Raw genomic sequence first — 22,397 nt, forward strand, 5'->3', positions numbered from 1 at the left:
GAGGGACAAAAACAAAATTTTCTTTCGTAGTTGCTTAGGACGTCAAATTTTATTTTTCTTTACACCAACAAACCAAAGTTTCACTAAACCCTAAAATTACCAAACTAATGAGTAACACTACCAAGACCCCTACTCCCGCTGCCAAGCCTGCTGCTGCTCCGAAGAAGAAGTCGGGGGGCATTTCGTCTGGTCTTATTATTTTGATTCTGTTCATTGTAGCTGAGCTTTTCTATCACCTCTACTTAGGTGACGGTAGCCACTTTGAAGGAGGAGATCACAACAACGAACCGCTTCCAGGCGATTTCTTTGGTATCGTTTACAAGGGAGGTTTTATCGTACCCATTCTGTTTACCTGTTTCTTAACTTCATTGACGTTCACTATTGAGCGTCTGTTCACACTGGGCAAAGCAAAAGGAACGAGCAGCATCGACGAATTCGTTCGTAAAGTACAAGTGCTGTTGAACCAAAACGACATCAACGGAGCCCTGAAAGAGTGTGACAAACAAAAAGGTTCAATCGGTAACGTAGTTAACGCTGCTCTGAAAAAATATCAGCAATTGACTACTGACACTGAATTAGACAAAGAACAAAAACTGGTTGCTCTGAGCAAAGAAATCGAAGAAGCTACGAGCTTAGAAATGCCTTCTCTCGAGAAAAACCTGACCATCATCGCTACGCTGGCTTCTGTAGCTACGCTGATCGGTCTGCTCGGAACGGTATTAGGTATGCTTCGTTCTTTTGCTGCCATGGGTCAATCAGGTTCTGCGGATTCAGCTGCTCTGGCTGCTGGTATCTCTGAGGCTCTTGTAAATACAGCTTTAGGTATCGGTACTTCAGCTATCTGCTTGATCGCTTATAACTACTTTACCAGCATCATCGACGGTATTACGTATAATATCGATGAAATTGGTTTGAGCATCACCAACAATTACGCTGCCCACTACTAGGCGTTCCTAAAGGGGCTCAGAATTGGGCTTCTTTAAAAGATTGTCGGAATTATTAAGTTTTTAGTTTGAAAACGAATAATTTTGATCAACGAAACGTTTAGTTATAAAATCAAAACAGGTAGCGATGGCAAAGGTTAAAGTAAAACGTCATGGAGTGTCGATGGACATGACGGCCATGTGTGACGTAGCTTTCTTGCTGTTAACGTTCTTTATCTTAACGGCGAAAATGCGTCCTCAGGAGGCTGTGCAGGTCACTACTCCAAACTCTGTAGCCCAGGAACCCCTTGCAGCAATTGATGTCATTACGGTATTAGTTTCTGCGGATGGTAAAATTTTCATGGGTGTGGATAACCACCAGGTACGTTTGGGTATGCTGGAGCAAATGTCTAAGCGTTACAATGTGGCCTTTACGGATCCCGAAAAAGAAGCTTTTCGTTTGTCTGAAAACTTCGGGGCTCCCATGGCCAACATGAAACAGATTCTGGACATGGATCCTGCTGAGCGTAACAAGCCCGGTGTACAGCCTGGTATTCCTAGTGATTCAGTTCGTAACGAACTTTTCTACTGGGTAGCAACGGCTCGTCAGTACTTTGGTAGCCAAGGAGCTAAATACAAAGTATTAATTAAAGCGGATCAGAATGCACCTTATAAAACGGTAAAGCAAGTGATTGCTACCATGCAGGAGCAGGATGTGAACAACTTTAATTTGATCACAGGTCAGGAAACAAAACCCACTTCCATGTAGAACTTGAAAGTTCGCTTTCAAATTCTTTAAACTAACAACGCAATGGCAGAGATAGCACAAGGTGGTGGGAATGACAAAGGTGGTAAAGTCCGTAGTAAAAAGGTATCTACCCGTGTAGATATGACCCCCATGGTAGACTTGGGCTTTTTATTGATTACTTTCTTCCTACTGACTACTACGCTTCAAAAACCGGTTACCATGTTCTTGGGTATGCCGGCTAAGGACAAAGAAAAAGAAAAGCAAGAAACATCTCCTATTAAAGAGTCTGAAGCAATCACCGTATTGCTGGGCAAGAAAGATGGAGAAGATGTGGTATACTGGTACCAAGGTACGGGCAAAGACGTAGCTACAACGCAGGTAGAGAAAACCTCATTTGCAGCCAGCGGCGGTCTTCGTGATGTACTGCGTCGGAAGAAGAAAGAAGTAGGCGAAAAATTCTTCGTAGTAATCAAATCTAAAGATGATGCTTCGTACAAGTCTTTAGTGGATGTACTCGATGAAATGGCTATTTCTGGAATCGACAAGTACGGTATCACCGACATCAACCTGAACGATAACAAGATTATCGATAAGGCAGAAGGTAAATAGTCAAAATAAAACTAAGAATATAGTTGTAAAACTAAATTTTTAGTTTTAACTTTGAATCAATCTTTTAGAACGTTTAACTAGTTGCCTACTCTTATGGCAGAAACAATCAAAATAACTAACGATACCACCTTAGAAGATCTGATTTTTGCAGATCGGAATAAGGAGTATGGTGCATACGACCTCCGTCGCCGGACGTCTCGTAATGCCCTGATTGCTACTGGTATTGCTCTTTTGATTGTTGCGGCCTTCTTAGCTGCTCGCTTGCTTGCTGCAACGATTGGTGAAGAAGAGAAAGAGGTAGAAGTTAAGCTGGCAAACATGTCAGAGCTTCCTCCTCCTCCGGAACAACCAAATCAGCCACCGCCACCACCGCCACCACCACCACCACCACCAGAGGTACCGGTGATGAGTACGACGGCGTTCCTTCCTCCTGAAATTAAGGAAGATACTGAAGTTCCACCCGATGTTGAGCCTCCCAAGCAAACTGAACTGGTAGATGCTCAAGCTGGTAAAGAAACCGTAGTAGGGGATCCTAACGCGGTAGAAATCGTAGCTATCGAAGAAGGAACGGGTAAAAAACGCGAAGAGGTTATCGAGGTGAAACCGGCTGCTAAGGAAGAAGTCTTTACGGTCGTTGAGCAAGCTGCTCAGTTCCCCGGTGGTGACGCAGAAATGTACAAGTACCTGAACAAAAATATTAAGTACCCCGCTGCAGCTCAACGAGCTAACGTACAGGGAAAAGTATTTTTGAGCTTCGTAGTATCCCCGGACGGAAGCATTTCTGATATCCAAGTACAAAAAGGTCTTGGTTTTGGTTGCGATGAGGAAGCAATCCGCGTGGTAAAATCAATGCCCCGTTGGAAACCTGGTCGTCAGTCAGGTCGGGCCGTGAAATCTCGCTTTAACTTGCCGATTTCATTCGTACTCGAATAATCTGAATTAACACCTAATATAAATGGGTCAGCATCTTTTACGGATCTGACCCATTTTTTCTAAAAGCTATGCCAAAACCCATTAACGAACAAGTAAACGCTTTAGTTGGTCTGATTATCCCGTTAGGATATGCAGCTATGGGCTATTACCTGATTGATTCTGCGTCGACAATAGCCGCTAGTGGAGTCTTATCGGAAGATATTGCGAAAGTATTGGGCGGGCTTTTTATTGGGTATAGTCTTTTAAAGTTATACTGGGCTTATCGTAAGTGGCTCCGTAATCAAGAAGAAGAGTAAATCTACGTCCATGAAAACTGTACTAAATTATTTCGGAATGAGTATGCTGGCTCTGTTAGCCTTAGTGGGTTGCCAGCAGAAATCAGGGGATAATCCTGAAGAGACGGTATCAAGAGGCGAAATGTTAGTAGCGGTTGATGAATCACTACAACCTGTATTGACGGCCGAGCAGGAAGCTTTTGCGGATAAGAACAAATATGCGAAGGTACATATGGCTTACGTTCCCGAGCTGATGGCTATCCAACTAATGTTGCAGGATTCTGCCCGGATAGCCGTAGTAACCCGGCACTTGAAAGCCGATGAGAAGAAGATATTTGAAGAGAAAAAGTTGAAGTACCGAGCCATTCATATGGCTACGGACGCTTTGGCATTCATTACCAATAGTAAAACCAGTGATACCTTAATTTCCGTAGATGAAATTGACGGGATCATGAAGGGAAAGATTACCCAGTGGAATCAACTGAAACACGGGAAGTCTTCGCAAAAAATTTCCTTCGTCTTTGACAGTGACAATTCGAGCAACTTGCAATATTTATTAGATACACTAAGAATAGCCGACAAGAAACAGACACCTATTTACGCAGTCAAGTCTAATAAAGAAGTCATTGAGTACATTCAAAAAACGCCCGGAGCGATTGGGGTAATTGGTGTAAACTGGATCAGTGATATTGATGATCCCGAGCATCCCCGCTTCATGAACGGTATTAAGGTAATGGGAGTGGCTAAAAAGGCGACAACAGACTTAGAACAATATTTTCAGCCTTTTCAGTACGCCATCGCTTTAAAGAAATACCCTTTGAATCGTAATGTGTATATGATTACTAAAGAAGCTAAACGAGGCTTAGGTACGGGATTCATTAACTATGTGATGACTGACGCTGGGCAACGAATTGTGTTAAAAAGTGGTCTCTTACCAGCCAATCAAATTATTCGTTTGGTTCAGGTGCGGCAGATGTGATTGTGAGGCAACTAGCGTAAAAATCATTTTTTTTCATAAAATTGTGCAACTATTTATTTAGTTAGTCTGTTATATAAGAGTGATGGCTAGTTGACGAAAAAATAGCTGAATTGAAATTCTAACAATTCTCTAATTTTTTTTATAATCGCTGGAAATTACAGTAATTTCGAATTCTATATCCATTATTGTTGAACGTAAGGTATCACCTTCCCAAAACCCAATTTTCTTCTACGATGAGAGTGAAATTCAAATCGCTAATTCTGGTAGCCGGGATGCTGGCCTTGGGTGCAACGAGCTCGTTTGCACAATCGCCAGAAGTTGCAGGAGCACTAAAGGCTCTTGAAGCAGATCGTCTTGGTTCAGCCCGTGAGGCTTTGGAAAAGGCGGCGACTTCCTCCCCATCGGCTGAAAATCAGTTTTATTTAGGATATTACTATTTAAGACTGGCTAGTGCCGAAGATGAAGGCAGTGTGAAAATCGCTGAATATCTAGACAAAGCAAAAGCTGCTTTTGATAAAGGCGTAGCGGACGATGCAAAATCGAAATTTCCGCTCAATAAAGTAGGGCAAGCTGGCGTATTGCTGGGTCAGGGTAAATTGGCTGAAGCAACGACTTTAATCGATCAGGTATTAGCTGATACAAAGAGCAAAGACGAAGATGTACTATGGCGAGCTGCTGAAATGTACACGTTGTTCACCAAAAAAGGACAAGCCAATGATCCGGGTAAAGCTATCACGCTGATTGACCAGATTGCTGGTTTGAAAAAGAAAAAAGATCGTCCTGAGTATCAACTTGTTAAAGGAGATGCTTACCTGATCAAAAACGAAGGTGGTCCGGCTATTTCAGCTTACGAGGAAGCACTTCGTTTACAGCAAGATACGCAAATGGCTGCTTTGGCCTATACGCGGATGGGTCGAGTTTGGAAACGTGGTAAGAACTACTCTAGTACCCAAACGTCGTACAATGATGCGATCAAAGCAGACGAAAAATTTGCTCCAGTATACTGGGAGTTTGCTGAATTATGGTTGTTTGCCGGTAACTACAAAAATGCCGCTGAGAACCTCGATAAATACATTCAGTATAGTGAAGAATCTCCAGACGTAATCTTGCGCTACGTTAAGTTTGCCTTCCTTGCTCAACAGTATCAGAAAGTAGTAGATGCATTGGCTAAAATTGAAGGTAAAGTAAATGATCCCGATCTTCCTCGGATTAAGGGCTGGTCTTTAACGGAATTAGGACAGTATGAGCAAGGAGCTCAGAATCTGGAAACGTTATTAAAGTCTAATCCGAAGAAAGTTTATCCGGATGATTATCGTTACCTAGGTATTGATTACCGTGAATTGAAGCAGGATTCTCTGGCTGTAATGAACTTCGAGAAAGCTGCTGCGGCAGGTGATACGGTGTTCAATAACTACGAAGAGATCGCTAAGATCCGTCAGGCTCAGAAACGTTACCTGGATGCAGCGAAAGCTTATGACCAATCGATTGCTTGGAAAGATAAGCGTCCTGACAAACGCCCAACTTACGCCGATTTCTACCGCAAAGGTATTGCTTACTATCAGCATATTAGCTCTGCTAAAGATACCACAGTAGTACCCCAAGCCGTTGAATCATTTGCTCGGATGGGAACGATGGCGGATAGTACGGTAAAAGCAAATACTCAGTTGACAGAGGAACAGAAAGAGTCGCTCCAAGGATTCGTAACAATGACTCCCCTGTGGCAAGCTCGTTCGAACCGTTTGTTCGCGGATCGTTCTAAAGCGTTACCTTACTACGAACAGTATATTGCTGTAGCGGATACGGCTAAAAATCAGAAAGAACTGATTGAAGCTTACCAATACCAGGCTTACTATGAGTTTTTAGTAACGAAGGATAATGATAAAGGTAAAGAGTACATGAAGAAAATCTTGGCTCTGGATCCTGAAAACGCAGAAGCGAATCGTATCCTGAACCCACCTGCTCCAGCTGTCGCTCCTAAGAAAGGTGCAGCTAAGCCTAAGGCAGGTGCTAAGGCTAGCTCAGCCCCGGCTAAAAACTAATCGTAGCCTTAATAAATAAAAAGAGCCTCGTTTCCGAGGCTCTTTTTATTTATTGCTAACTAACCTCATAAGCCCCTAATAAAGAGAGTCGAAGCAGATAGAGTATCATTCATCAACTTGAACCATAATAATGATTGCTTGTCATTCAAGGCTGATATTTCAGAACGGCTGAATTTGCCCTCCTTGAAAGGCCTGTTGATAACGATAGACTAGATAACACCAAAGATGGTCATGGGAATGAACCTATAAAAAAGCCTGCATCCATTAGATGCAGGCTTTTTTATAGGTTCATTTTATACTAGGGTAAAATCGTTAGACGCTTGGTACGTTCAAAACCATCTACTCTAATACGAATGATGAAAATACCGGGGAGACGGCCTAAACTGATGAATTTTCGTTCGTTGAATTCATTGATAATGCCACTGTATAGAACCACTCCTGAAGTAGTAACTACACTCACTTCTGCTCCTTTCCAGTTCTCTTTCGTTTCCAGGGTAAAGTTTCCGTCTGGGCTCGGATTCGGATAGACACTAAAGCCGTCTTGAGCCGGGTCATAACTATAACTAAAAGGCTGCGACAAGGCCGAAGTACACTCAAATCTTCCCACCGGAGCAACATTATATTCGATCACACTTTTAACCGTATATACTCCTTCTTTAAGAGGCTTGAAATAAACGGAATTAAACGTACTCGTATCCATGCCCATGATCCATGAATTACGCGTACCTGGAATATTGGCTTGAGCCTGTAAAGTATAAGGACCTACCTGAGCAATTTTGGGCGTTTCAGGATTCGGACGAGCCGATACCGTCACTTTATCCGATTGATTTCTACAGCCGTTCGCATCCGTTGCCTGAGCGTAGTAATCACCACTGATGCGGGCGGTTAGCAAGTCCGTATTCGAAACTTGCTGATTGGCCAGTAACCAGGAGGGACGTTCGGATGTGATGGCTCTTAAAGTGACCGTTTCTCCTTCACAAAACGCTAATTTTCCTTGTAACAAAGCCACAGTAGGCTTAGCGGGTAAAGGATTTACTTTTAAGCTTACGGGATCAGATACGGGCGAAGGACAGTTTGCTCTACTGATGGTTTGAACCGTATACGAACGGGCTTCATTAGTTGAAATGCTCAGCGTAGCCGCATTATTGTAATTCCACAAATAGGTACCGTCCGATGGACTCGAAGTAAATTCAACGGTTTCATTCGCACAAATGGTCACATTTCGGTTGGGGTCAATCCCGCGGTTAGCCTGAATGGTTGGTTTGGCCGGAATAGGATTTACGGTAATCTGAATGGCGTCAGAAGCCACCGACCGGCATTGGTCGGCATTGAGTACCTGCACTGAATAATTACTGGTCGTAGTAGGCTGAATGTTTTTACTGGTAGCTCCATTACTCCAGATATAACCTACAGCAGTCTCATTCGTAGCGAGGACCCGGGGAGTTCCCGCACAGAAGCTAGTGGGTCCATCAGCCGTGATACTAGGTTTAGCTGGCCGCGAGCGTCTTCCCAAAACGATGGATTCTGCACTATAATTACATCCTAAGAGATCCTTATACGTTAAGGAATACGAACCACCTTCTGCTCCTGGAATAGTAGGCGTAGTCGCTCCGGTATTCCAAACGTTATTCGCCGCATAGTTAGACTGAAGGGTAGGCGTAACGCCTTCGCAGAAATACGTACTTCCACCATTATCTTTCAAAATGTCACCACCAATTACCGGGCGATCGGGTACTTTATACGGCAGTGAAAAAACGGTGGTATTACCGCTTTTCATCTTGGCCATGTACGGGTCGCCCTGACCCACGGTGATAGTAGCCCCGTTTTGTCCATTACTCCAGCCATAAGGATTTTGATTGGGTACACTTAACGTAAGCGTATTGGTATTGCCACAGACTGCTGAAATCGTAGTGAGCGTATTGGCCTGTTTAGGTGTGGAGCGGTTGAACACACCATTTGACATTAGAGCATCGTACCAGCCTTGAGCTACCTGATTATAGGCATTGACGTAGAAGTGAACACCTCCTGAACGAGGAATGCCGTAATCGTCTGTATTAGGTCCCAAAAATACGTTAGGTACAGAAGAAGCTACTTGTGTTTGGGCAGCAATGATATTGGGCGATACGCCATTGTTATAACTGGTTCGGGCTACTACCCAGCTGAGCTGATCGTAACCGAGATCCTGACGACTTTTTTGGATGACTGCCGTTAAATCATTGACGTAAGAGGCTAATGGCGTATTGATCGTTGCTGAATCATCCGCTTCACCCTGCATCCACAGCACAGTACGGGCTCCCGTGATCGATAGGTAATAGGTCAGAATATTTTTCAGGTTATTATACGGATAACCCTGAGCAAAATATTTATACTCATCGGCACAGGAAGTACAATAGCGGCTGATGGTACGCTGGCCTTGCGATGATTCACGCCAGTTCTGAATCGTAGTACCGCCAAAAGCACCGTTGTAGAATAACACGGGTACATTTAGATTCTGCGTGAGTAATTCACCCAAACGGCCCCAGTAATAAGATCCTACACCCACCGGAGCTACATCTTGCGAACCGCTCATTTTTCGGAAGGTAGGAAGCATCGGATAGAGGGGACTGGCTGGTTGTCCGGATACTACATCATACCGGTAAAACTGAGGATCCTGTCCATTCCCAGGCGTACCCCCTCTTAAATTCGAAGGGTTAGCAATCGTTATTCGGTCATCACTGGGGTCACTTGGGCTAGGTTGATTTTCAGACGGCTGATAGGTCACACCCTGGGCATTGGATTGACCAGCAATCACGAATACTTCACCCACTCCAAAGGGCTGCAGATCGTCGGAAGCGACTACCTGGCCGGCCAACGAGCCGCGTACTTCAAGCTTATACCAGCCGCCTGTAGCGGAAATTGTACCCGAAAAGAAACCATTGGACATGGAGGGAAGAGCCGTCCAGTCGATTGCATTACCCCCGTTGAGCGGCGTTAGTTTTGCTTCAATCTTATCAACGGGTTGATAGTAGTTGCCCGCAATTTGTACGGTAGCTCTATTATTGTTATCCCGTTGAAACACGATCCGTTCCACTGGAAAGGTAATGGTCATCTGAGCTTGTGCTGAGATACTGAACACCAATCCCAAAAGGCATACTAGCTTACTTAAATAAGACCTCATGCAGCAAAGGTTTTTCATAACAGATAGGAAGCACAGGCGAATACTTCCAATTAACAAAAATATGAATAAAATGTTAAATAAAAAATCCTAATCTTTGACTGTCAATGAGTTACAGTCAAGTGAAATAGGCTTCATCTAATACTTTACCAATTATAGTTTCAAGATTGGCTAATTCGTACGGCAAAATTAGGTAATGCATTTAATCGATAAGTTGTCGGATGCAGTACTTTCACTCCTCCATGAATAACTACCACCCACACCTGATATTGCGTATTCGGTTGCAAGTACTCGACTGGAAAACTGCCATGAAAACCATTGGCGTAATAGTGCTTACCAAGGGAAGAAACGAAAGATTTGAGCGAATACCGTTTTTGTCTGGTTGGAATATAATGCGACTGAGAGGCATTCTTCAGTAAGATATACGCTCCGTCGTTTTTATGAACTGAACGAATAAACTGCTCATTAGTAAAGACCAATGCATGACCCATTTGTTTGGTTTCTAACGTAAATAAGTCGGCACTGACCTGATAAGGCATTTCAAAAAAGTAGTCATTGGGAAGGTCGTATACCCCTGCCCGAATGGATTGTGTGGTAATGGTATCTACGGCTGACTGTAAGCTTAAGTAGATGGGTGAACTGGGTAGGGCCCGGTTATTCTCCCAGCCATACATATCCGTATTGCGTTCTTTATAATAGTAATCCAAAGGAGCTAAGTATTCGAAATAGCTAAAGAAACAAACGAACACACTCAAAATTGTCCAGATACGAGCCCAGCGTAGCGTAGGACGAAGCTGGCTGAATACTAAAATTGAAATCAAAATCAGCCAGATAAAACCCATGTGTTTGTACCGGCTAATTAACACGGCCTGTGTACCTTCCATCGCTCGACCTACGGCAAAAGCAAGTATAGTGATACTGAAGTGAATAAGTCCACCCCATAGCGTAATCTTCCAGCGAGGGTAAGCAACTTTTGCGTGTTGAAAGGAAGGCTTAATGAAGAAGAAAGCCGAGTAAATAACAATACACCAAAAACTTAAACCCGTAGCCATAATCAGACCCGAGCGTAGTTTGAATGGAAGGACAGTATTTAAATCCGCAGACAAGCCGCTGAAAGACAGTAAGTTGTAAAGGATGAGCCAGGGGTGTTGTAAATTATCCGAGAGCTTAGGCCGATACGCGGGTACCACCAACTGATAGTAATACAACGCAATCATTCCACCAATGACGAGTACCCAAATACCCGCGTGCTTCCAACGGTGCTGGAGTAGTAGTAAAACTAAACCCGTAGGTAAGACGAATGTGCCACTAACGTCACTGAGAATGGCAAGAATAGCCGCACCTAAAGCAAGTGTTAAGTGACTTGCTTTGGGTTTATATAAGTAGTAAGCCGATAGTAAGGCAAAGAAGTGAACGACAATATGTTGCAAGGGAATCATTCCCCAGTAAATCGCTTCGTAGTACTGGATATGGAACAATAAAAAGGAAGCGGCTACTACCAGCAATACGGGTAATTGAGCTTCTTTAATAATGGTATAGAAAAGAAATAAGAATCCCAGTAGCGAAAGAAGCCCAATGAACATTTGAATCCGTAAATCCAGATGTCCGTTGATCAAATAAATGAGCGTAGCCGCAACCCGATCTACCACAATCCGCCGTTCGTCATCCTGTACCCAAATAATATGAATGAATTCTTTCCAGGAAAAAGGGGAGAGCTGCGTAAACTTGGTAACCGGTTCTAATAAAGCGTCGTAGTCATCCTGAAAAGGAATGTTAGTTACGTACGCAAAGAAGGTATAAAAGAAAAGACTAATCGGAATCAGGCTAACAAAGACAATCCATGTGGAGGAGATACTATTCTTGGAAATAGTAGAAGGCATTTTTTGAAAATAATTGGTTGAACGCAGTCATTTGAAACAATACAGCCCCCGTTAAGAGGCTGTATTGTAAAAATCAGGCTTGAGTCGGCGGATTTAACGCTTGCCAAATCAAATCGAGCAATGGATCCAGACCTTCTCGCGTAAAGGACGAAAAAAACAAATGAGGAATGTCAGCGGGTAATTGCTGAATGAAGGTTTGCTTATCTTCTTCCGTTAATAAATCGGCTTTAGAAATAGCTAATAAGCGGGATTTATCCATTAATTCAGGATTATATTCCTGCAATTCATTCAATAGAACTTCGTATTCTTCACCCGGATTTTCGGAAGAAGCCGGTATAAGGAAAAGTAAGATAGAGTTCCGTTCGATATGTCGTAAGAAGCGTAATCCCAGGCCTTTCCCCTGCGAAGCTCCCTCAATAATTCCCGGAATATCAGCCATGACAAACGAACGGAAGTCACGGTAGGGGACTACGCCCAAGTTCGGAACAATCGTCGTAAAGGGATAATCTGCAATTTCGGGTTTGGCAGCCGATACTACCGAAAGCAACGTGGATTTTCCGGCGTTGGGAAAACCTACCAGACCAACATCGGCTAGTACTTTCAACTCCAGAATAAACCAGACCTCTTGACCATCTTCACCAGGTTGAGAGGTGTGCGGAGCCTGGTTCGTGGAAGTTTTAAAGTGGGAGTTACCCAAACCGCCACGGCCCCCTTCCAGCAGAATCATCTCCTGGTCGTTCTCCGTAATTTCGAACAGTACTTCGCCCGTTTCAGCGTCTTTGGCAATGGTACCCAGCGGTACGTCCAGGTACACATCTTCGCCCCGGGCTCCGGTGCGGCGGCCACCCTCGCCGGGTTGGCCTTTGCTGGCAATGACGTGTTTCCGGTATTTAAGGTGGAGCAGTGTCCAAACATTGGTACTACCCCGTAGAATGATATGGCCTCCCCGGCCTCCGTCGCCACCATCCGGTCCGCCCAGCGGAACGTGTTTCTCCCGGCGGAAGTGCGATGATCCGGCACCTCCGGGTCCTGAACGGCAGCAAATTTTTACGTAATCAATGAAGTTTGTTGTCACAGCCCTAGTAGGTAATCTGATCCGTGTTAGCACACGGCTTGAGTGAGTATGGTCGTCCTTCTCCTAAATTTATGCAAAGTAAAGCAATGTTTTGCCTAGCCGGTAGCGATTCGCTCAAGTACGGCTGGATTCGGACGAAGCAAGGCCCGATAACTGGGCAATGCAAGGCTTAAGCCTGAATGAAAATAGGCCATTTCGGACGTTCCGAAATAGCCTATTTCAGTAATGTGAACGTATGTACTAAACGGCCGATTTTTCGATAGCCGTACAGATCTTCTCAAAAATTTCCTCGATGGCTCCAATTCCGTAAACTGAGGTGAACTTACCCTGTCCTTGGTAATAGTTGGCTACGGGCAACGTTTTTTCGTTGTACTCTTGCACCCGTTTGCGAATCAATTCTTCGTTCTGATCGTCGGGACGACCGGAAGTTTTTCCGCGTTCGAGCAAACGACGCGTTAACTCTTCCGCTTCTACTTCCAGAGCTACCATCGCTGAGATCGCCGTACCGTTTTCTTCGAGTAAGGTATCCAGAGCTTCGGCCTGGTTGACTGTCCGGGGAAAACCATCGAAAATAAAGCCAGCGGCCTGTTTATTTTCTTTCAGTTTATTATCAATCATGCCAATTACTACTTCATCAGGCACCAGCAATCCCTGATCCATCAGAGCTTTGGCTCTCAGTCCCAGTTCCGTACCTGCTTTAATTTCAGAGCGAAGCAGATCGCCGGTAGATAAATGGACGAGCTTGTATTTGTCAATCAACTTTTCGCTCTGGGTTCCTTTCCCGGCTCCCGGAGGGCCAAAGAGTACCAAATTAAGCATGAGACTATTGATATTCAGTATGAAACGATGTTAATAGGGCTGCAAAGGTACAATACTGCGTGGAAATAGAAAGCATCCGACTGGCTTTTACCCGTAATGTACTGTCGGGTTAGGCATTTAAATACTTCAAAACCTTTTCCAGGTCTTCAGGTGTATCTACGCAGGGGCTATCGTAAGTCGTTTCTACCATCCGAATTTTATAGCCGGCTTCGAGCCATCGGAGTTGCTCCAGCGACTCGGCTTTTTCTAGGGATGAAAGCGTAAGTTGCGTAATGGCCTGCAGAATATCCGTACGATACGCGTACATGCCCACATGCCGATAGTAGGTATGGTACAAGTGCCATTCTTGAGGCGGATAGTTACGCAGGTAAGGAATCGCCTGACGACTGAAGAGCATCACTTCACCCTTATTGTTAAGGACTATCTTCGCTTCGCCTGGATCGTGCAGGGTTTCCGCTGACGTGACTTTAATCATCTGCGTAGCTAATTCTACTTCTCCATCTAAAGCATCCACTAATTCATTGATCTGAATGGGATCTAGAAAGGGTTCATCTCCCTGAATGTTCAGTACATACTGCACGGATTCGGGAGCCTGATGCGTTTCTGCCCAACTCGTAAAAGCTTCCCAACAGCGATCTGTACCACTGGGATGATCTTCACGCGTAAGTACGGCTTTACCGCCAAAGTTCTGGACGTGTTCAGCAATACGTACATCATCGGTGGCAACAATAACCTCCATCAGTTTTGAAGCCTGGGCGGCTTCGTATACGCGTTGAATCATGCTTTTGCCCTGAATGTCGGCCAGGGGTTTACCCGGAAAACGGGTCGAAGCATAACGGGCGGGAATGATTCCTAATACCATAGTTTTGGTTATGGGCTATACAGTATGAAGCCGTGGATGAATTTACTAATCAACCTTCGTTTTGTTTATAGGCCAATAGTAAAATTGCCTCCCGAACACATTCGCTCAGGAGGCAACTAGGATATGCGTAGTTCAGTTACTTCCTGCTGGAGCAAGAAACTGAATCTAATTAATCGTTCTTCAAATCCTGAATATCCAGCATCCCTACGGGCTTGCCGTTTTCGGTGACCAGAATCGTATCTACGCTGGTTTTCTTGAAAAGAGCAGCAGCGGCGTCCAGCAATTCGGTACTTTCGATAGAAATAGGCGTTCCGTATTCGAAATCTCCCATTTTCTTCGACAGCACATCGCGACCACCGTCAGCCAGTTTCCGGCGAAGATCACCGTCAGTAAATACACCTTTCAGGTTACCGGCTTCGTCAACAACCGTAACACAGCCAAAGCCGTATTCAGTCATTTTTACGATGGCTTCCGTCAAGGAGATATCCGTCGTAACCGTTGGGTTGATGGTATTGATCGCCTGACCTACCGTGACCGTGATCAAACGCGTATGCTCGATGAACTGGTTCGTACCGATAGCCGTGAAGTTGTTTTCTGTCAGGGCTTTCATCAGTTTCCAGGGCACAGTAATGGTGTGGCAACCCAGGTCGATGGCGTTCCGTACGTGCTCGGTATTCCGTACTGACGAGAACATTACTTTTGAATCGAAACCGTAGGCTTCAACCAGTTCTACTACGTCACCGATCAGCGTCAGGGCGTCGTATCCCTGATCCTGCATCCGTCCGGCCAGTACGCAAATGTAAGTAGCACCAGCTACGGCTGCCATGTACGCCTGTTGGATGGTGTATACCAGGTGAACGTTTACTTTCAGTCCTTTGTCAACCAGCGTGCGGCAAGCTTTAACGCCTTCCAGCGACACGGGGATTTTAAATACCGTACGCTTAGGGTCCAGACCCAGAGCCAGTTGGCGTTCCGCGTCGGCTACAATATCGGCGGCGGTTTCACCCAGTGCTTCAATCTGAAGAACGGGTACAATTTTAGAAAGCTCCACGATCGTTGCATCCAGGTCACGAATTCCTTCGCGGTGCATGAACGTGGGGGTTGTGGTAAGACCGGTTAGAAAACCGAGTTGAAATGCCTCTTTGATTTCTTTTAAATCGGCAGAATCAAGATACAACTCCATGTGTGTAGTAGCAATGGCCGTTTTAGGTTAGGTTTCCGCGGTAGTGGTACCTGCGGGGGATAACTTATCCACCAAAAACGTTACGCCTCTTTTAAAATGTTACTTAAAAAGTAAAGAAGGAAAGTAGTAGGCTGTGAAAATCAGGTTTGTTGCCGGTGAAGGACGGTTATCGATCAAGGCATTGGAAACGAAAAAACGGACTATTACTTTCTTATTGTTTTCAGGCAAAAATGAATCGCCGGATAGTTGGCTGCAAAGTTGGCGATTTTCGGGGAGAATTTCAGAACAAATCCAAAGTCCTTTACTTCTGATTTTCAATCCGCCTATGATTACCAATCCTGCTCCTTGAACCAGCCCGCGTACATGACGTAGTTGTTTGCCGTACGGTCGAATACTTCACCCGCCGCTTCCGACACGGGTTTGAGGAATCTAGCCGGGTTACCCGCATAAATGCTGCCAGGGGGAACGACGGTATTTTGCGTGACAATGGCTCCGGCCGCAATGATGCTCCCCGTACCAATCACGGCTCCGTCCATGATAATGGCTCCCATGCCCACCAGTACGCGATCTTCGATGGTACAGCCGTGCACCACGGCGTTGTGGGCGATGCTTACGGAATCACCGATAATGGTTTGCGTTTTCTGATAGGTACAGTGAATAACGGCTCCATCCTGAATATTAGTACGATTGCCAATTCGGATGGCGTTCACGTCGCCGCGAATAACGGCATTGAACCAGACGGTGCAGTCATCGCCCATACTAACGTCACCAACGATGGTGGCGTTAGGAGCCAGCCAGCAGTTTTGCCCCAATTGGGGCGTATGATCCTGAACGGGTAAGATTAAAGCCATAAGTTTAGTTACTGTTAAAACCGCAACGTAGCTCCCTGACCATTAAAATCCAGAGCTACTTTTGAACGCTTTTTCAGCGGATGTTCGGGATGGCGACGGACAATGGTTTTGGAAATAAAATGGCCCATGGCCGCCCCAACGAGTAAATCCGAAAACCAGTGAGCATTCGCATTCAGACGGGATAAGCAGGTGAGCGTTGCCAGCGAATAGGAAATGATCGGTACGGCTTTAATGTCCTTAAATTCTTCCGCAATGACCGTCGCCAAGGCAAAAGACGTCTGAGCGTGACCACTCGGGAAGGAATGAAAGGGCGGATACTGCGGACCCGCCCATTCGTGCGGACGGGCACCATCCCAGGGCCGTTTTCGTCCAGCTGCGAGTTTTACCACTTGTCCGAGTACACCATTGATCAGCTGACTTTCTAGAATCAACAAACCGACACGCGTCGTTTTGTCATTATGGAAAATCTGACCGTGTAGGAAGACCAACCCCGAAGTAATCCACAAGTATCGTCCATTCCCCAAAGGATCTACGATTTCAGAAGCCGTATTGGTAAAATGTGATTTGTGTTCCTGAGAAAACTTCTGAATTCTGCCGTCCGCAAAGGCGTACGACAAAGCCGCGACACCGATAATGGTCCCGGCTTTGGCCCAGTCCTGACCCTTCCAGCGAAAGGGACTCGTCACCACCGCTTTGGTGTCGTACCAGTAGCTTTTGACGTAAGTCCAGTTTGGTTTTACTGGCTCGTACCGGCGGGCGGAGTCTTCCGAGAGAGGAAGCACTACGGCTTGGGTCAGCGAATCCGTTTGCAAACTGTCGCCGCTGATCTGGGCGTAGGCACCTGCCGAAGTAAACAACCAGAAAAGAAGGATCAGATAGGGTGGAAGTTTCATAAGTAAAAGCGTAAAATTACTGAATGAGGGCTTCCAAGGCGGTTCGTACCCGTTCAAAGCCAAAGCCCTGCAACTGAGCATCCATCAAAGCCGTAATCTGCTCGTTGGCCGGATTGCCGATGCTGCCCAGGTGCGTATGCTTCAGATCCCGGGAAGCCGCGTACGAACCCTCGCCAATTTCCTTACCCACCTGACGATAGGCATCCCGGAAGGGCACGCCTTCGATCACCAGTTCGTTTACCCGCTCTACGCTGAAAAGCAAGTCGTATTTTTTGTCTTCCAGCAAATCCGTTTTCACCTGAATGTTTTCCAGCATGTAAGCCGTAATATCTAGGCAATCCAGAATTTCCTCGATGGCAGGCATCAGGATTTCCTTGAGCAACTGCATATCCCGGTGATACCCCGAAGGCAGATTACTCAGGACCAGCGTTACTTCCATCGGCAGTGCTTTCAACCGGTTTGTTTTTCCGCGTAACAGCTCAGCCACATCCGGATTTTTCTTGTGCGGCATGATACTACTGCCCGTCGTCAGAGCATCGGGAAGCGTTAGAAAAGCGAAATTCTGCGAGTTATACAGACACACATCCATTGCCAGACGGGAAAGCGTCTGAGCCAGATTGGCGATGGCCGTTAAGGCCATCCACTCCGTTTTACCACGACTCATCTGAGCGTATACCACATTGTAGTGTAAGCCTTCAAATCCCAGTAAGTCAGTCGTCAGTTGGCGATCCAGCGGAAAGGAAGAGCCATAACCCGCTCCGCTACCCAGCGGATTGCGGTTGGCAAAATGGTAGGCAGTCTGGAGTAAAGCTACATCATCCGTCAGTGATTCGGCGTAAGCCCCAAACCACAGCCCAAAGGACGAAGGCATGGCAATCTGAAGGTGCGTATAGCCCGGTAACAGATCGTTTTTATGCTGTTCGGATCGCTGAACGAGTACGTCGAAAACGCGTTTGGTTTCCTTGGTAATCAATTCTAGCCGGTCCCGGGTGAAGAGTTTCAAATCCACCAATACCTGATCGTTCCGACTGCGACCGGAGTGAATTTTCTTTCCTACGTCACCAAGCGTTCGGGTCAACATCAGCTCTACCTGTGAATGGACGTCTTCAATACCGTCTTCAATCTCAAAATTTCCGGCCTGAACCTGAGCGTAAATGACTTTCAACTCTCGCTCCAGATCTACTAGCTCGGCTTGTTCCAGCAGGTTCACGGAAGCCAGCATACGGGCGTGAGCCAGGTTGCCCAGTACATCGAAGGGAGCGAGGTACAAGTCCATTTCCCGATCCCGGCCTACAGTAAATTTTTCTATTTTTTCAGAAGTCGAAACGCCTTCTTTTTGCCACAATTTCATGCGTAATGCTGGAAAGTTTAGCGGTTACAGAAAAAGCTGTAACGCGTAATTCAGTAATTGAATCGCAAAAGACCGAAAAAGAGAGCATCCATCAAAAAAAACACTTGTTTTAGAAGGAGAACCCTACCAATACATAGGCTCGTTTTACCGCCGATTTTAGGGTAGAATAATCCGACATGCCATTACTAGTTTCGTACCGAATCTCTGCAGAAAGCTTTCGCAGTTGTGCTCCAATACCTACGATAAGACCCTGTTCATGTTTTCGGGTACCATCTAAGACCTGTTCCAGCGTAACGCGATCTTTATCCGAATATAAGGTAGCTACTTTTCTTCGGGTATTGGTCTCTGAAACAACCCAGCCATTAGAAATCCCCACATGGGCAAAAAATTGTAGACGCTGCACCGGAAGCTGGTAACGAATAAGGTTATTGAGCTTAATATAATCATAAGCCAGGGTGAAATCCGTGAGAGAATAGCGGTCTGGATTGATATACTCCTCCGTATGGGCTGTACTACGATATGAAGTGTAGAGAAGCTCATTATGAATGGCTAGTCGCTGACGGGTACGGGGTAATCCCAGCTTGAGCGAAAGACCACCGGCTGGCCCGTAAGAAGAAGAAAAATTGGGTAGCGAACTTGGTCCCGAAAACTTCAATGTTGTGTAAGTGAGTCCGGCTACTAAACCCACTTGAACCTTTATTCGCTCGCGAGTCGTCGTTCGGATTTCGGTCGTATGTCCACAGTTACGGAAATAGTTTTCAAACAATTTTTGTAAAGAGATCTGATTGTAAGCCGCGAAGGAGACTTTCTTCTGAGTTTCTGCACAATCGCTGAAATAGGACTTCAGCTGCTCTTTATACGTGTCCAGAACTGCAATTTGGGCCGATTGCTCCGTAGAAACCTTGTAGCGGTAATACGTTAAGAGTTCATACGTACGATCTCTTCTGATGTAAAAATGAGTCCGATCTTTGGTATCTTTTAAATAATAAAGGCTTTTAACGCCTTCTACCAATGTTCGTAAGAAAACCGTACGCTCCTCTAGTTGAGGGGTAGGAGAGGTGGAAAGCTGCTGGAGTTGATCCGTGCTGGCATTCAGCCAGACGGTCGCTTTGGTATAGGTTTCATGATGAACGTTAAAACCTTGTAGATCCTGTAGGGTAAACGTTTTCTCAGGAGCTTCAGGGGAGGATTTAAAACGAACGCTTTCTGGATTTAGATACCAATTTCGATAATCAATGTAACCATGAAGCGTATCTCCCGAAGGCGTAATCAGCGACCCGGATTCAAAAGTTTCCTGGGCAAAAACGGAATGAAAGGAGAGGAGGATACCAACGAGTAAAAAGGCTTTCATTAGATGGACAAGCGTTTTAAGGATTTTGGTTAGGGAAAGAAATGCCAGCGTGCTGGAACCGTCAAAAAAACAAAAACCCACTGACTAATCAAGGTCAGTGGGCTAAATAAAAAGCTCTGGATCGTTTTAGAAATGCCGTTCGCCTTTTTCGCGTTTACCCAGCATGACCGCTCCAACCATTGCTACAAAGAACAGGATGGTAACTAGCTCAAACGGAAGCAGATAATCCATGAATAACGTTTCTCCGAGTACTTCCACGTAACCCGTACGAACATTAAACTGCTCGGGAGACGGCATCGGATATTGCAGACGCCGCACCGCCATGACAATGGCTCCCAAAATGGCGATGCCGACTACAAAGGCCGCCACCTTCTGGAGATTACTCTTGGTTTCTTCCCTATACTCCCGCAGATTCAGGAACATGACTACGAAGAGAAAGAGTACCATAATGGCTCCGGCGTAGACAATTAGATTGACTACGGCCAGAAACTGGGCATTGAGTAAGATATAGTGACAGGAAAGGCACAGAAAAGTTAAGACCAGACAAAGTACACTGTACATGGGGTTTCGGACCAGAATGACCGCCAACGCAAAGATGATGGTCAGGGCCGTCAGAAGGTACCAGATTTTATCAGCTGACATAGCGTAATGAAGGATCGATTTTTAACGAATAAACAAATTACTTCCAGCCCTCCCGCAAATACCGGCTACTCATATCTTCCACCAGGCGGTCCTTTCCGTAAATCACCTCATCCCGGCTCATAAATACGGGCACAAACTGATCGTGACGCAGGTAAATCGCTTGTTTCGGACAGGCTTCTTCGCAGAAACCACAGAAAATGCAGCGGAGCATATTGATTTCATAAACCGCCGCGTATTTTTCTTCCCGATACAGATTCTCTTCTCCTGCTTTCCGCTCGGCCGCTACCATCGAAATGGCTTCCGCCGGACAGGCTACCGCACAAAGACCACAGGCGGTACAACGCTCGCGACCAGCTTCATCCTTTTTCAGAATATGGTGCCCCCGAAATACGGGCCCCAAATACCGTTTCTGTTCCGGATAATTAATGGTCGGTTTTTTCTTGAAAAAGTGTTTGAGCGTAATAGCCATGCCGCCAGCAATGGCCGGAAGGTACATCCGTTCGGCTAGCGTCATTTCGCTCTTATCTATCTTCTTTGCTCGATTAGTGAGTTGCATGAGAGGGATGAGTTTAGGGTTTAGGGTTTTGAGTTTTTAAGAGTTGCCTGAGCGTTAACATTTAACACTAAACTCAAAACCCTAAACTCGATCTATCGTACAGGTGCGGCTTCCAGAATACCTCTGGCGGCTTTGGGCTTTGTGGCGGCCTGTATTGCTACGACGGCTACGATAATGCCGACGGCGACCCAGCTGAACCAGCGAAGGTTGAACATCAAACCGATACCCGTAACAATGATGTTAAGAATAGAAAGCGGAATCAAACTCTTCCAGCCCAGATTCATGAGTTGATCATAGCGGAAACGAGGCAAGGTCCAGCGTACCCACATGAAGAAAAACACAAAAAATAAAGCCTTGGCAAAGAAGGCAAAGAACCCAATGGCCGTGGCAATGTTGTGACCCGTGGCGTCGTTGCCCAGAGCTTCCGCGACTTTATCCATAAACGGATAGTTGAAACCACCGAAGTACAGAGCCGATACCACGCAGGACGATACGAACATGTTCACGTATTCGGCAAACAGGTAGAAACCCAGTTTCATCGACGAATATTCCGTATGGTAACCGCCGATCAGCTCGGCCTCGCATTCGGGTAAATCAAAGGGCGTACGGTTACATTCGGCAAAGGCACAGGTCAGGAAAATAACGAAACCCAGCGGCTGAAAGAGAATATTCCAGCCTCCGCCGTGTTGACTGTTGACAATATCCCGAACCGATAAACTGCCCGTCATCATGATTACCGCAATGAGGGATAAGCCCAGGGCCAGCTCGTAACTGATGTTTTGTGAAGCAGCCCGAATGGCTCCCAGCAGCGAAAATTTGTTGTTGGAAGCCCAACCTCCCACCATCACGCCGTAGACGCCCAGCGAAACGATACCGAATACCCAGAGAATACCAATGTTCACCTCGATACCCTGCACCTGAATTTCCTGACCGTCGATGCGGAGAGTATCCCCGAAGGGAATAACTGCCGAAGACAACAGAGCCGTCAGCATCGCCAGACAGGGACCAGCGATGAAGAGCCATTTGTTGGCTTGTGCGGGAATGAAATCTTCCTTGAAAAACATCTTTCCGGCGTCGGCGAGGGGTTGCAACAAACCACCCCAACCCGCCCGGTTCGGTCCCGGACGATCCTGCATGTAACCGGCTACTTTACGCTCGGCCCAGGTCGAATACATAGCCACAAAGAGCGAAAGCCCAAAAATGACCAGAATGATGATTGCTTTGATCCAGAATATATCCATCTTTTTTCTAGTTGATGGTTATTGGTTGACTGT

General features: G+C 45.8%; 20 protein-coding genes. 7 read left to right on the forward strand and 13 right to left on the reverse strand.

The window, feature by feature from the left end; genetic code table 11:
- The first annotated feature begins 107 nt into the window (after positions 1-107).
- The 7 genes from C5O19_RS02335 (at position 108) to C5O19_RS02365 (ending at position 6,506) form a co-directional block, all read left to right on the forward strand.
- A complete protein-coding gene (locus C5O19_RS02335) occupies positions 108-947 on the forward strand; it encodes a MotA/TolQ/ExbB proton channel family protein (protein WP_104709738.1) in 840 nt (279 codons plus the stop codon).
- A gap of 124 nt (positions 948-1,071) precedes the next feature.
- The gene (locus C5O19_RS02340) at positions 1,072-1,692 is read left to right on the forward strand and encodes an ExbD/TolR family protein (RefSeq protein WP_104709739.1); all 621 of its coding nucleotides are present in this window, start codon (positions 1,072-1,074) and stop codon (positions 1,690-1,692) included.
- Positions 1,693-1,734: 42 nt separating this feature from the next.
- Positions 1,735-2,280, forward strand: coding sequence for an ExbD/TolR family protein (locus C5O19_RS02345; RefSeq protein WP_104709740.1), 546 nt, complete (start codon positions 1,735-1,737; stop codon positions 2,278-2,280).
- A 93-nt stretch (positions 2,281-2,373) separates the two neighbouring features.
- Positions 2,374-3,213: an energy transducer TonB gene (locus C5O19_RS02350; RefSeq protein WP_104709741.1), complete on the forward strand. Its 840-nt coding sequence runs from the start codon at positions 2,374-2,376 to the stop codon at positions 3,211-3,213.
- Positions 3,214-3,281: 68 nt separating this feature from the next.
- Positions 3,282-3,509, forward strand: coding sequence for a hypothetical protein (locus tag C5O19_RS02355; protein ID WP_104709742.1), 228 nt, complete (start codon positions 3,282-3,284; stop codon positions 3,507-3,509).
- Positions 3,510-3,519: 10 nt separating this feature from the next.
- The gene (locus C5O19_RS02360) at positions 3,520-4,467 is read left to right on the forward strand and encodes a PstS family phosphate ABC transporter substrate-binding protein (RefSeq protein ID WP_104709743.1); all 948 of its coding nucleotides are present in this window, start codon (positions 3,520-3,522) and stop codon (positions 4,465-4,467) included.
- Positions 4,468-4,700: 233 nt separating this feature from the next.
- Positions 4,701-6,506, forward strand: a complete 1,806-nt coding sequence (locus C5O19_RS02365; protein WP_104709744.1) for a tetratricopeptide repeat protein — start codon at positions 4,701-4,703, stop codon at positions 6,504-6,506.
- Between the two features lie 298 nt (positions 6,507-6,804).
- Here C5O19_RS02365 and C5O19_RS02370 read toward each other — a convergent pair whose 3' ends face one another.
- The 13 genes from C5O19_RS02370 to nuoH form a co-directional block, all read right to left on the reverse strand.
- Positions 6,805-9,663 carry a sialate O-acetylesterase gene (locus C5O19_RS02370; protein WP_165795916.1) on the reverse strand — a complete coding sequence of 953 codons (2,859 nt, stop codon included), beginning with the start codon at positions 9,661-9,663 and terminating at the stop codon, positions 6,805-6,807.
- 158 nt (positions 9,664-9,821) lie between these two features.
- Positions 9,822-11,540 (reverse strand): hypothetical protein, encoded by a 1,719-nt coding sequence (locus tag C5O19_RS02375; RefSeq protein ID WP_104709746.1) that lies wholly within the window; start codon positions 11,538-11,540, stop codon positions 9,822-9,824.
- Between the two features lie 73 nt (positions 11,541-11,613).
- Positions 11,614-12,615 carry a GTPase ObgE gene (gene obgE, locus C5O19_RS02380; RefSeq protein WP_104709747.1) on the reverse strand — a complete coding sequence of 334 codons (1,002 nt, stop codon included), beginning with the start codon at positions 12,613-12,615 and terminating at the stop codon, positions 11,614-11,616.
- Positions 12,616-12,855: 240 nt separating this feature from the next.
- Entirely contained in the window at positions 12,856-13,434 is a 579-nt protein-coding gene (locus C5O19_RS02385; protein WP_104709748.1) for an adenylate kinase, read from the reverse strand.
- A 109-nt stretch (positions 13,435-13,543) separates the two neighbouring features.
- Entirely contained in the window at positions 13,544-14,296 is a 753-nt protein-coding gene (gene kdsB, locus C5O19_RS02390; protein WP_104709749.1) for a 3-deoxy-manno-octulosonate cytidylyltransferase, read from the reverse strand.
- Between the two features lie 169 nt (positions 14,297-14,465).
- Complete coding sequence (locus tag C5O19_RS02395) at positions 14,466-15,479, reverse strand: transaldolase family protein (RefSeq protein WP_104709750.1); 1,014 nt, start codon at positions 15,477-15,479, stop codon at positions 14,466-14,468.
- A 329-nt stretch (positions 15,480-15,808) separates the two neighbouring features.
- Entirely contained in the window at positions 15,809-16,330 is a 522-nt protein-coding gene (locus C5O19_RS02400; protein ID WP_104709751.1) for a gamma carbonic anhydrase family protein, read from the reverse strand.
- A 14-nt stretch (positions 16,331-16,344) separates the two neighbouring features.
- The gene (locus C5O19_RS02405; RefSeq protein WP_165795917.1) at positions 16,345-17,223 is read right to left on the reverse strand and encodes a phosphatase PAP2 family protein; all 879 of its coding nucleotides are present in this window, start codon (positions 17,221-17,223) and stop codon (positions 16,345-16,347) included.
- A gap of 16 nt (positions 17,224-17,239) precedes the next feature.
- Entirely contained in the window at positions 17,240-18,574 is a 1,335-nt protein-coding gene (argH, locus tag C5O19_RS02410) for an argininosuccinate lyase (protein WP_104709753.1), read from the reverse strand.
- A gap of 109 nt (positions 18,575-18,683) precedes the next feature.
- On the reverse strand, positions 18,684-19,925 hold the full coding sequence (locus C5O19_RS02415; protein WP_104709754.1) for an outer membrane beta-barrel protein: 1,242 nt from the start codon (positions 19,923-19,925) through the stop codon (positions 18,684-18,686).
- Positions 19,926-20,051: 126 nt separating this feature from the next.
- Positions 20,052-20,567: an NADH-quinone oxidoreductase subunit J family protein gene (locus C5O19_RS02420; protein ID WP_104709755.1), complete on the reverse strand. Its 516-nt coding sequence runs from the start codon at positions 20,565-20,567 to the stop codon at positions 20,052-20,054.
- Between the two features lie 37 nt (positions 20,568-20,604).
- Positions 20,605-21,123: a NuoI/complex I 23 kDa subunit family protein gene (locus C5O19_RS02425; protein ID WP_104709756.1), complete on the reverse strand. Its 519-nt coding sequence runs from the start codon at positions 21,121-21,123 to the stop codon at positions 20,605-20,607.
- Between the two features lie 92 nt (positions 21,124-21,215).
- Positions 21,216-22,364 (reverse strand): NADH-quinone oxidoreductase subunit NuoH, encoded by a 1,149-nt coding sequence (gene nuoH, locus C5O19_RS02430; RefSeq protein WP_104709757.1) that lies wholly within the window; start codon positions 22,362-22,364, stop codon positions 21,216-21,218.
- Positions 22,365-22,397: the final 33 nt, after the last annotated feature.

Origin of the sequence: Siphonobacter curvatus, assembly GCF_002943425.1 — a bacterium.
Lineage (GTDB): Bacteria > Bacteroidota > Bacteroidia > Cytophagales > Spirosomataceae > Siphonobacter > Siphonobacter curvatus.

What these genes read in the sequence shown, in the direction of transcription:
- C5O19_RS02335 (WP_104709738.1), top strand. Translation starts at nt 108, where the DNA reads ATGAGTAACACTACCAAGACCCCTACTCCCGCTGCCAAGCCTGCTGCT.
- C5O19_RS02340 (WP_104709739.1), top strand. Translation starts at nt 1,072, where the DNA reads ATGGCAAAGGTTAAAGTAAAACGTCATGGAGTGTCGATGGACATGACG.
- C5O19_RS02345 (WP_104709740.1), top strand. Translation starts at nt 1,735, where the DNA reads ATGGCAGAGATAGCACAAGGTGGTGGGAATGACAAAGGTGGTAAAGTC.
- C5O19_RS02350 (WP_104709741.1), top strand. Translation starts at nt 2,374, where the DNA reads ATGGCAGAAACAATCAAAATAACTAACGATACCACCTTAGAAGATCTG.
- C5O19_RS02355 (WP_104709742.1), top strand. Translation starts at nt 3,282, where the DNA reads ATGCCAAAACCCATTAACGAACAAGTAAACGCTTTAGTTGGTCTGATT.
- C5O19_RS02360 (WP_104709743.1), top strand. Translation starts at nt 3,520, where the DNA reads ATGAAAACTGTACTAAATTATTTCGGAATGAGTATGCTGGCTCTGTTA.
- C5O19_RS02365 (WP_104709744.1), top strand. Translation starts at nt 4,701, where the DNA reads ATGAGAGTGAAATTCAAATCGCTAATTCTGGTAGCCGGGATGCTGGCC.
- C5O19_RS02370 (WP_165795916.1), bottom strand. Translation starts at nt 9,663, where the DNA reads ATGAGGTCTTATTTAAGTAAGCTAGTATGCCTTTTGGGATTGGTGTTC.
- C5O19_RS02375 (WP_104709746.1), bottom strand. Translation starts at nt 11,540, where the DNA reads ATGCCTTCTACTATTTCCAAGAATAGTATCTCCTCCACATGGATTGTC.
- C5O19_RS02385 (WP_104709748.1), bottom strand. Translation starts at nt 13,434, where the DNA reads ATGCTTAATTTGGTACTCTTTGGCCCTCCGGGAGCCGGGAAAGGAACC.
- kdsB (WP_104709749.1), bottom strand. Translation starts at nt 14,296, where the DNA reads ATGGTATTAGGAATCATTCCCGCCCGTTATGCTTCGACCCGTTTTCCG.
- C5O19_RS02395 (WP_104709750.1), bottom strand. Translation starts at nt 15,479, where the DNA reads ATGGAGTTGTATCTTGATTCTGCCGATTTAAAAGAAATCAAAGAGGCA.
- C5O19_RS02400 (WP_104709751.1), bottom strand. Translation starts at nt 16,330, where the DNA reads ATGGCTTTAATCTTACCCGTTCAGGATCATACGCCCCAATTGGGGCAA.
- C5O19_RS02405 (WP_165795917.1), bottom strand. Translation starts at nt 17,223, where the DNA reads ATGAAACTTCCACCCTATCTGATCCTTCTTTTCTGGTTGTTTACTTCG.
- argH (WP_104709753.1), bottom strand. Translation starts at nt 18,574, where the DNA reads ATGAAATTGTGGCAAAAAGAAGGCGTTTCGACTTCTGAAAAAATAGAA.
- C5O19_RS02415 (WP_104709754.1), bottom strand. Translation starts at nt 19,925, where the DNA reads ATGAAAGCCTTTTTACTCGTTGGTATCCTCCTCTCCTTTCATTCCGTT.
- C5O19_RS02420 (WP_104709755.1), bottom strand. Translation starts at nt 20,567, where the DNA reads ATGTCAGCTGATAAAATCTGGTACCTTCTGACGGCCCTGACCATCATC.
- C5O19_RS02425 (WP_104709756.1), bottom strand. Translation starts at nt 21,123, where the DNA reads ATGCAACTCACTAATCGAGCAAAGAAGATAGATAAGAGCGAAATGACG.
- nuoH (WP_104709757.1), bottom strand. Translation starts at nt 22,364, where the DNA reads ATGGATATATTCTGGATCAAAGCAATCATCATTCTGGTCATTTTTGGG.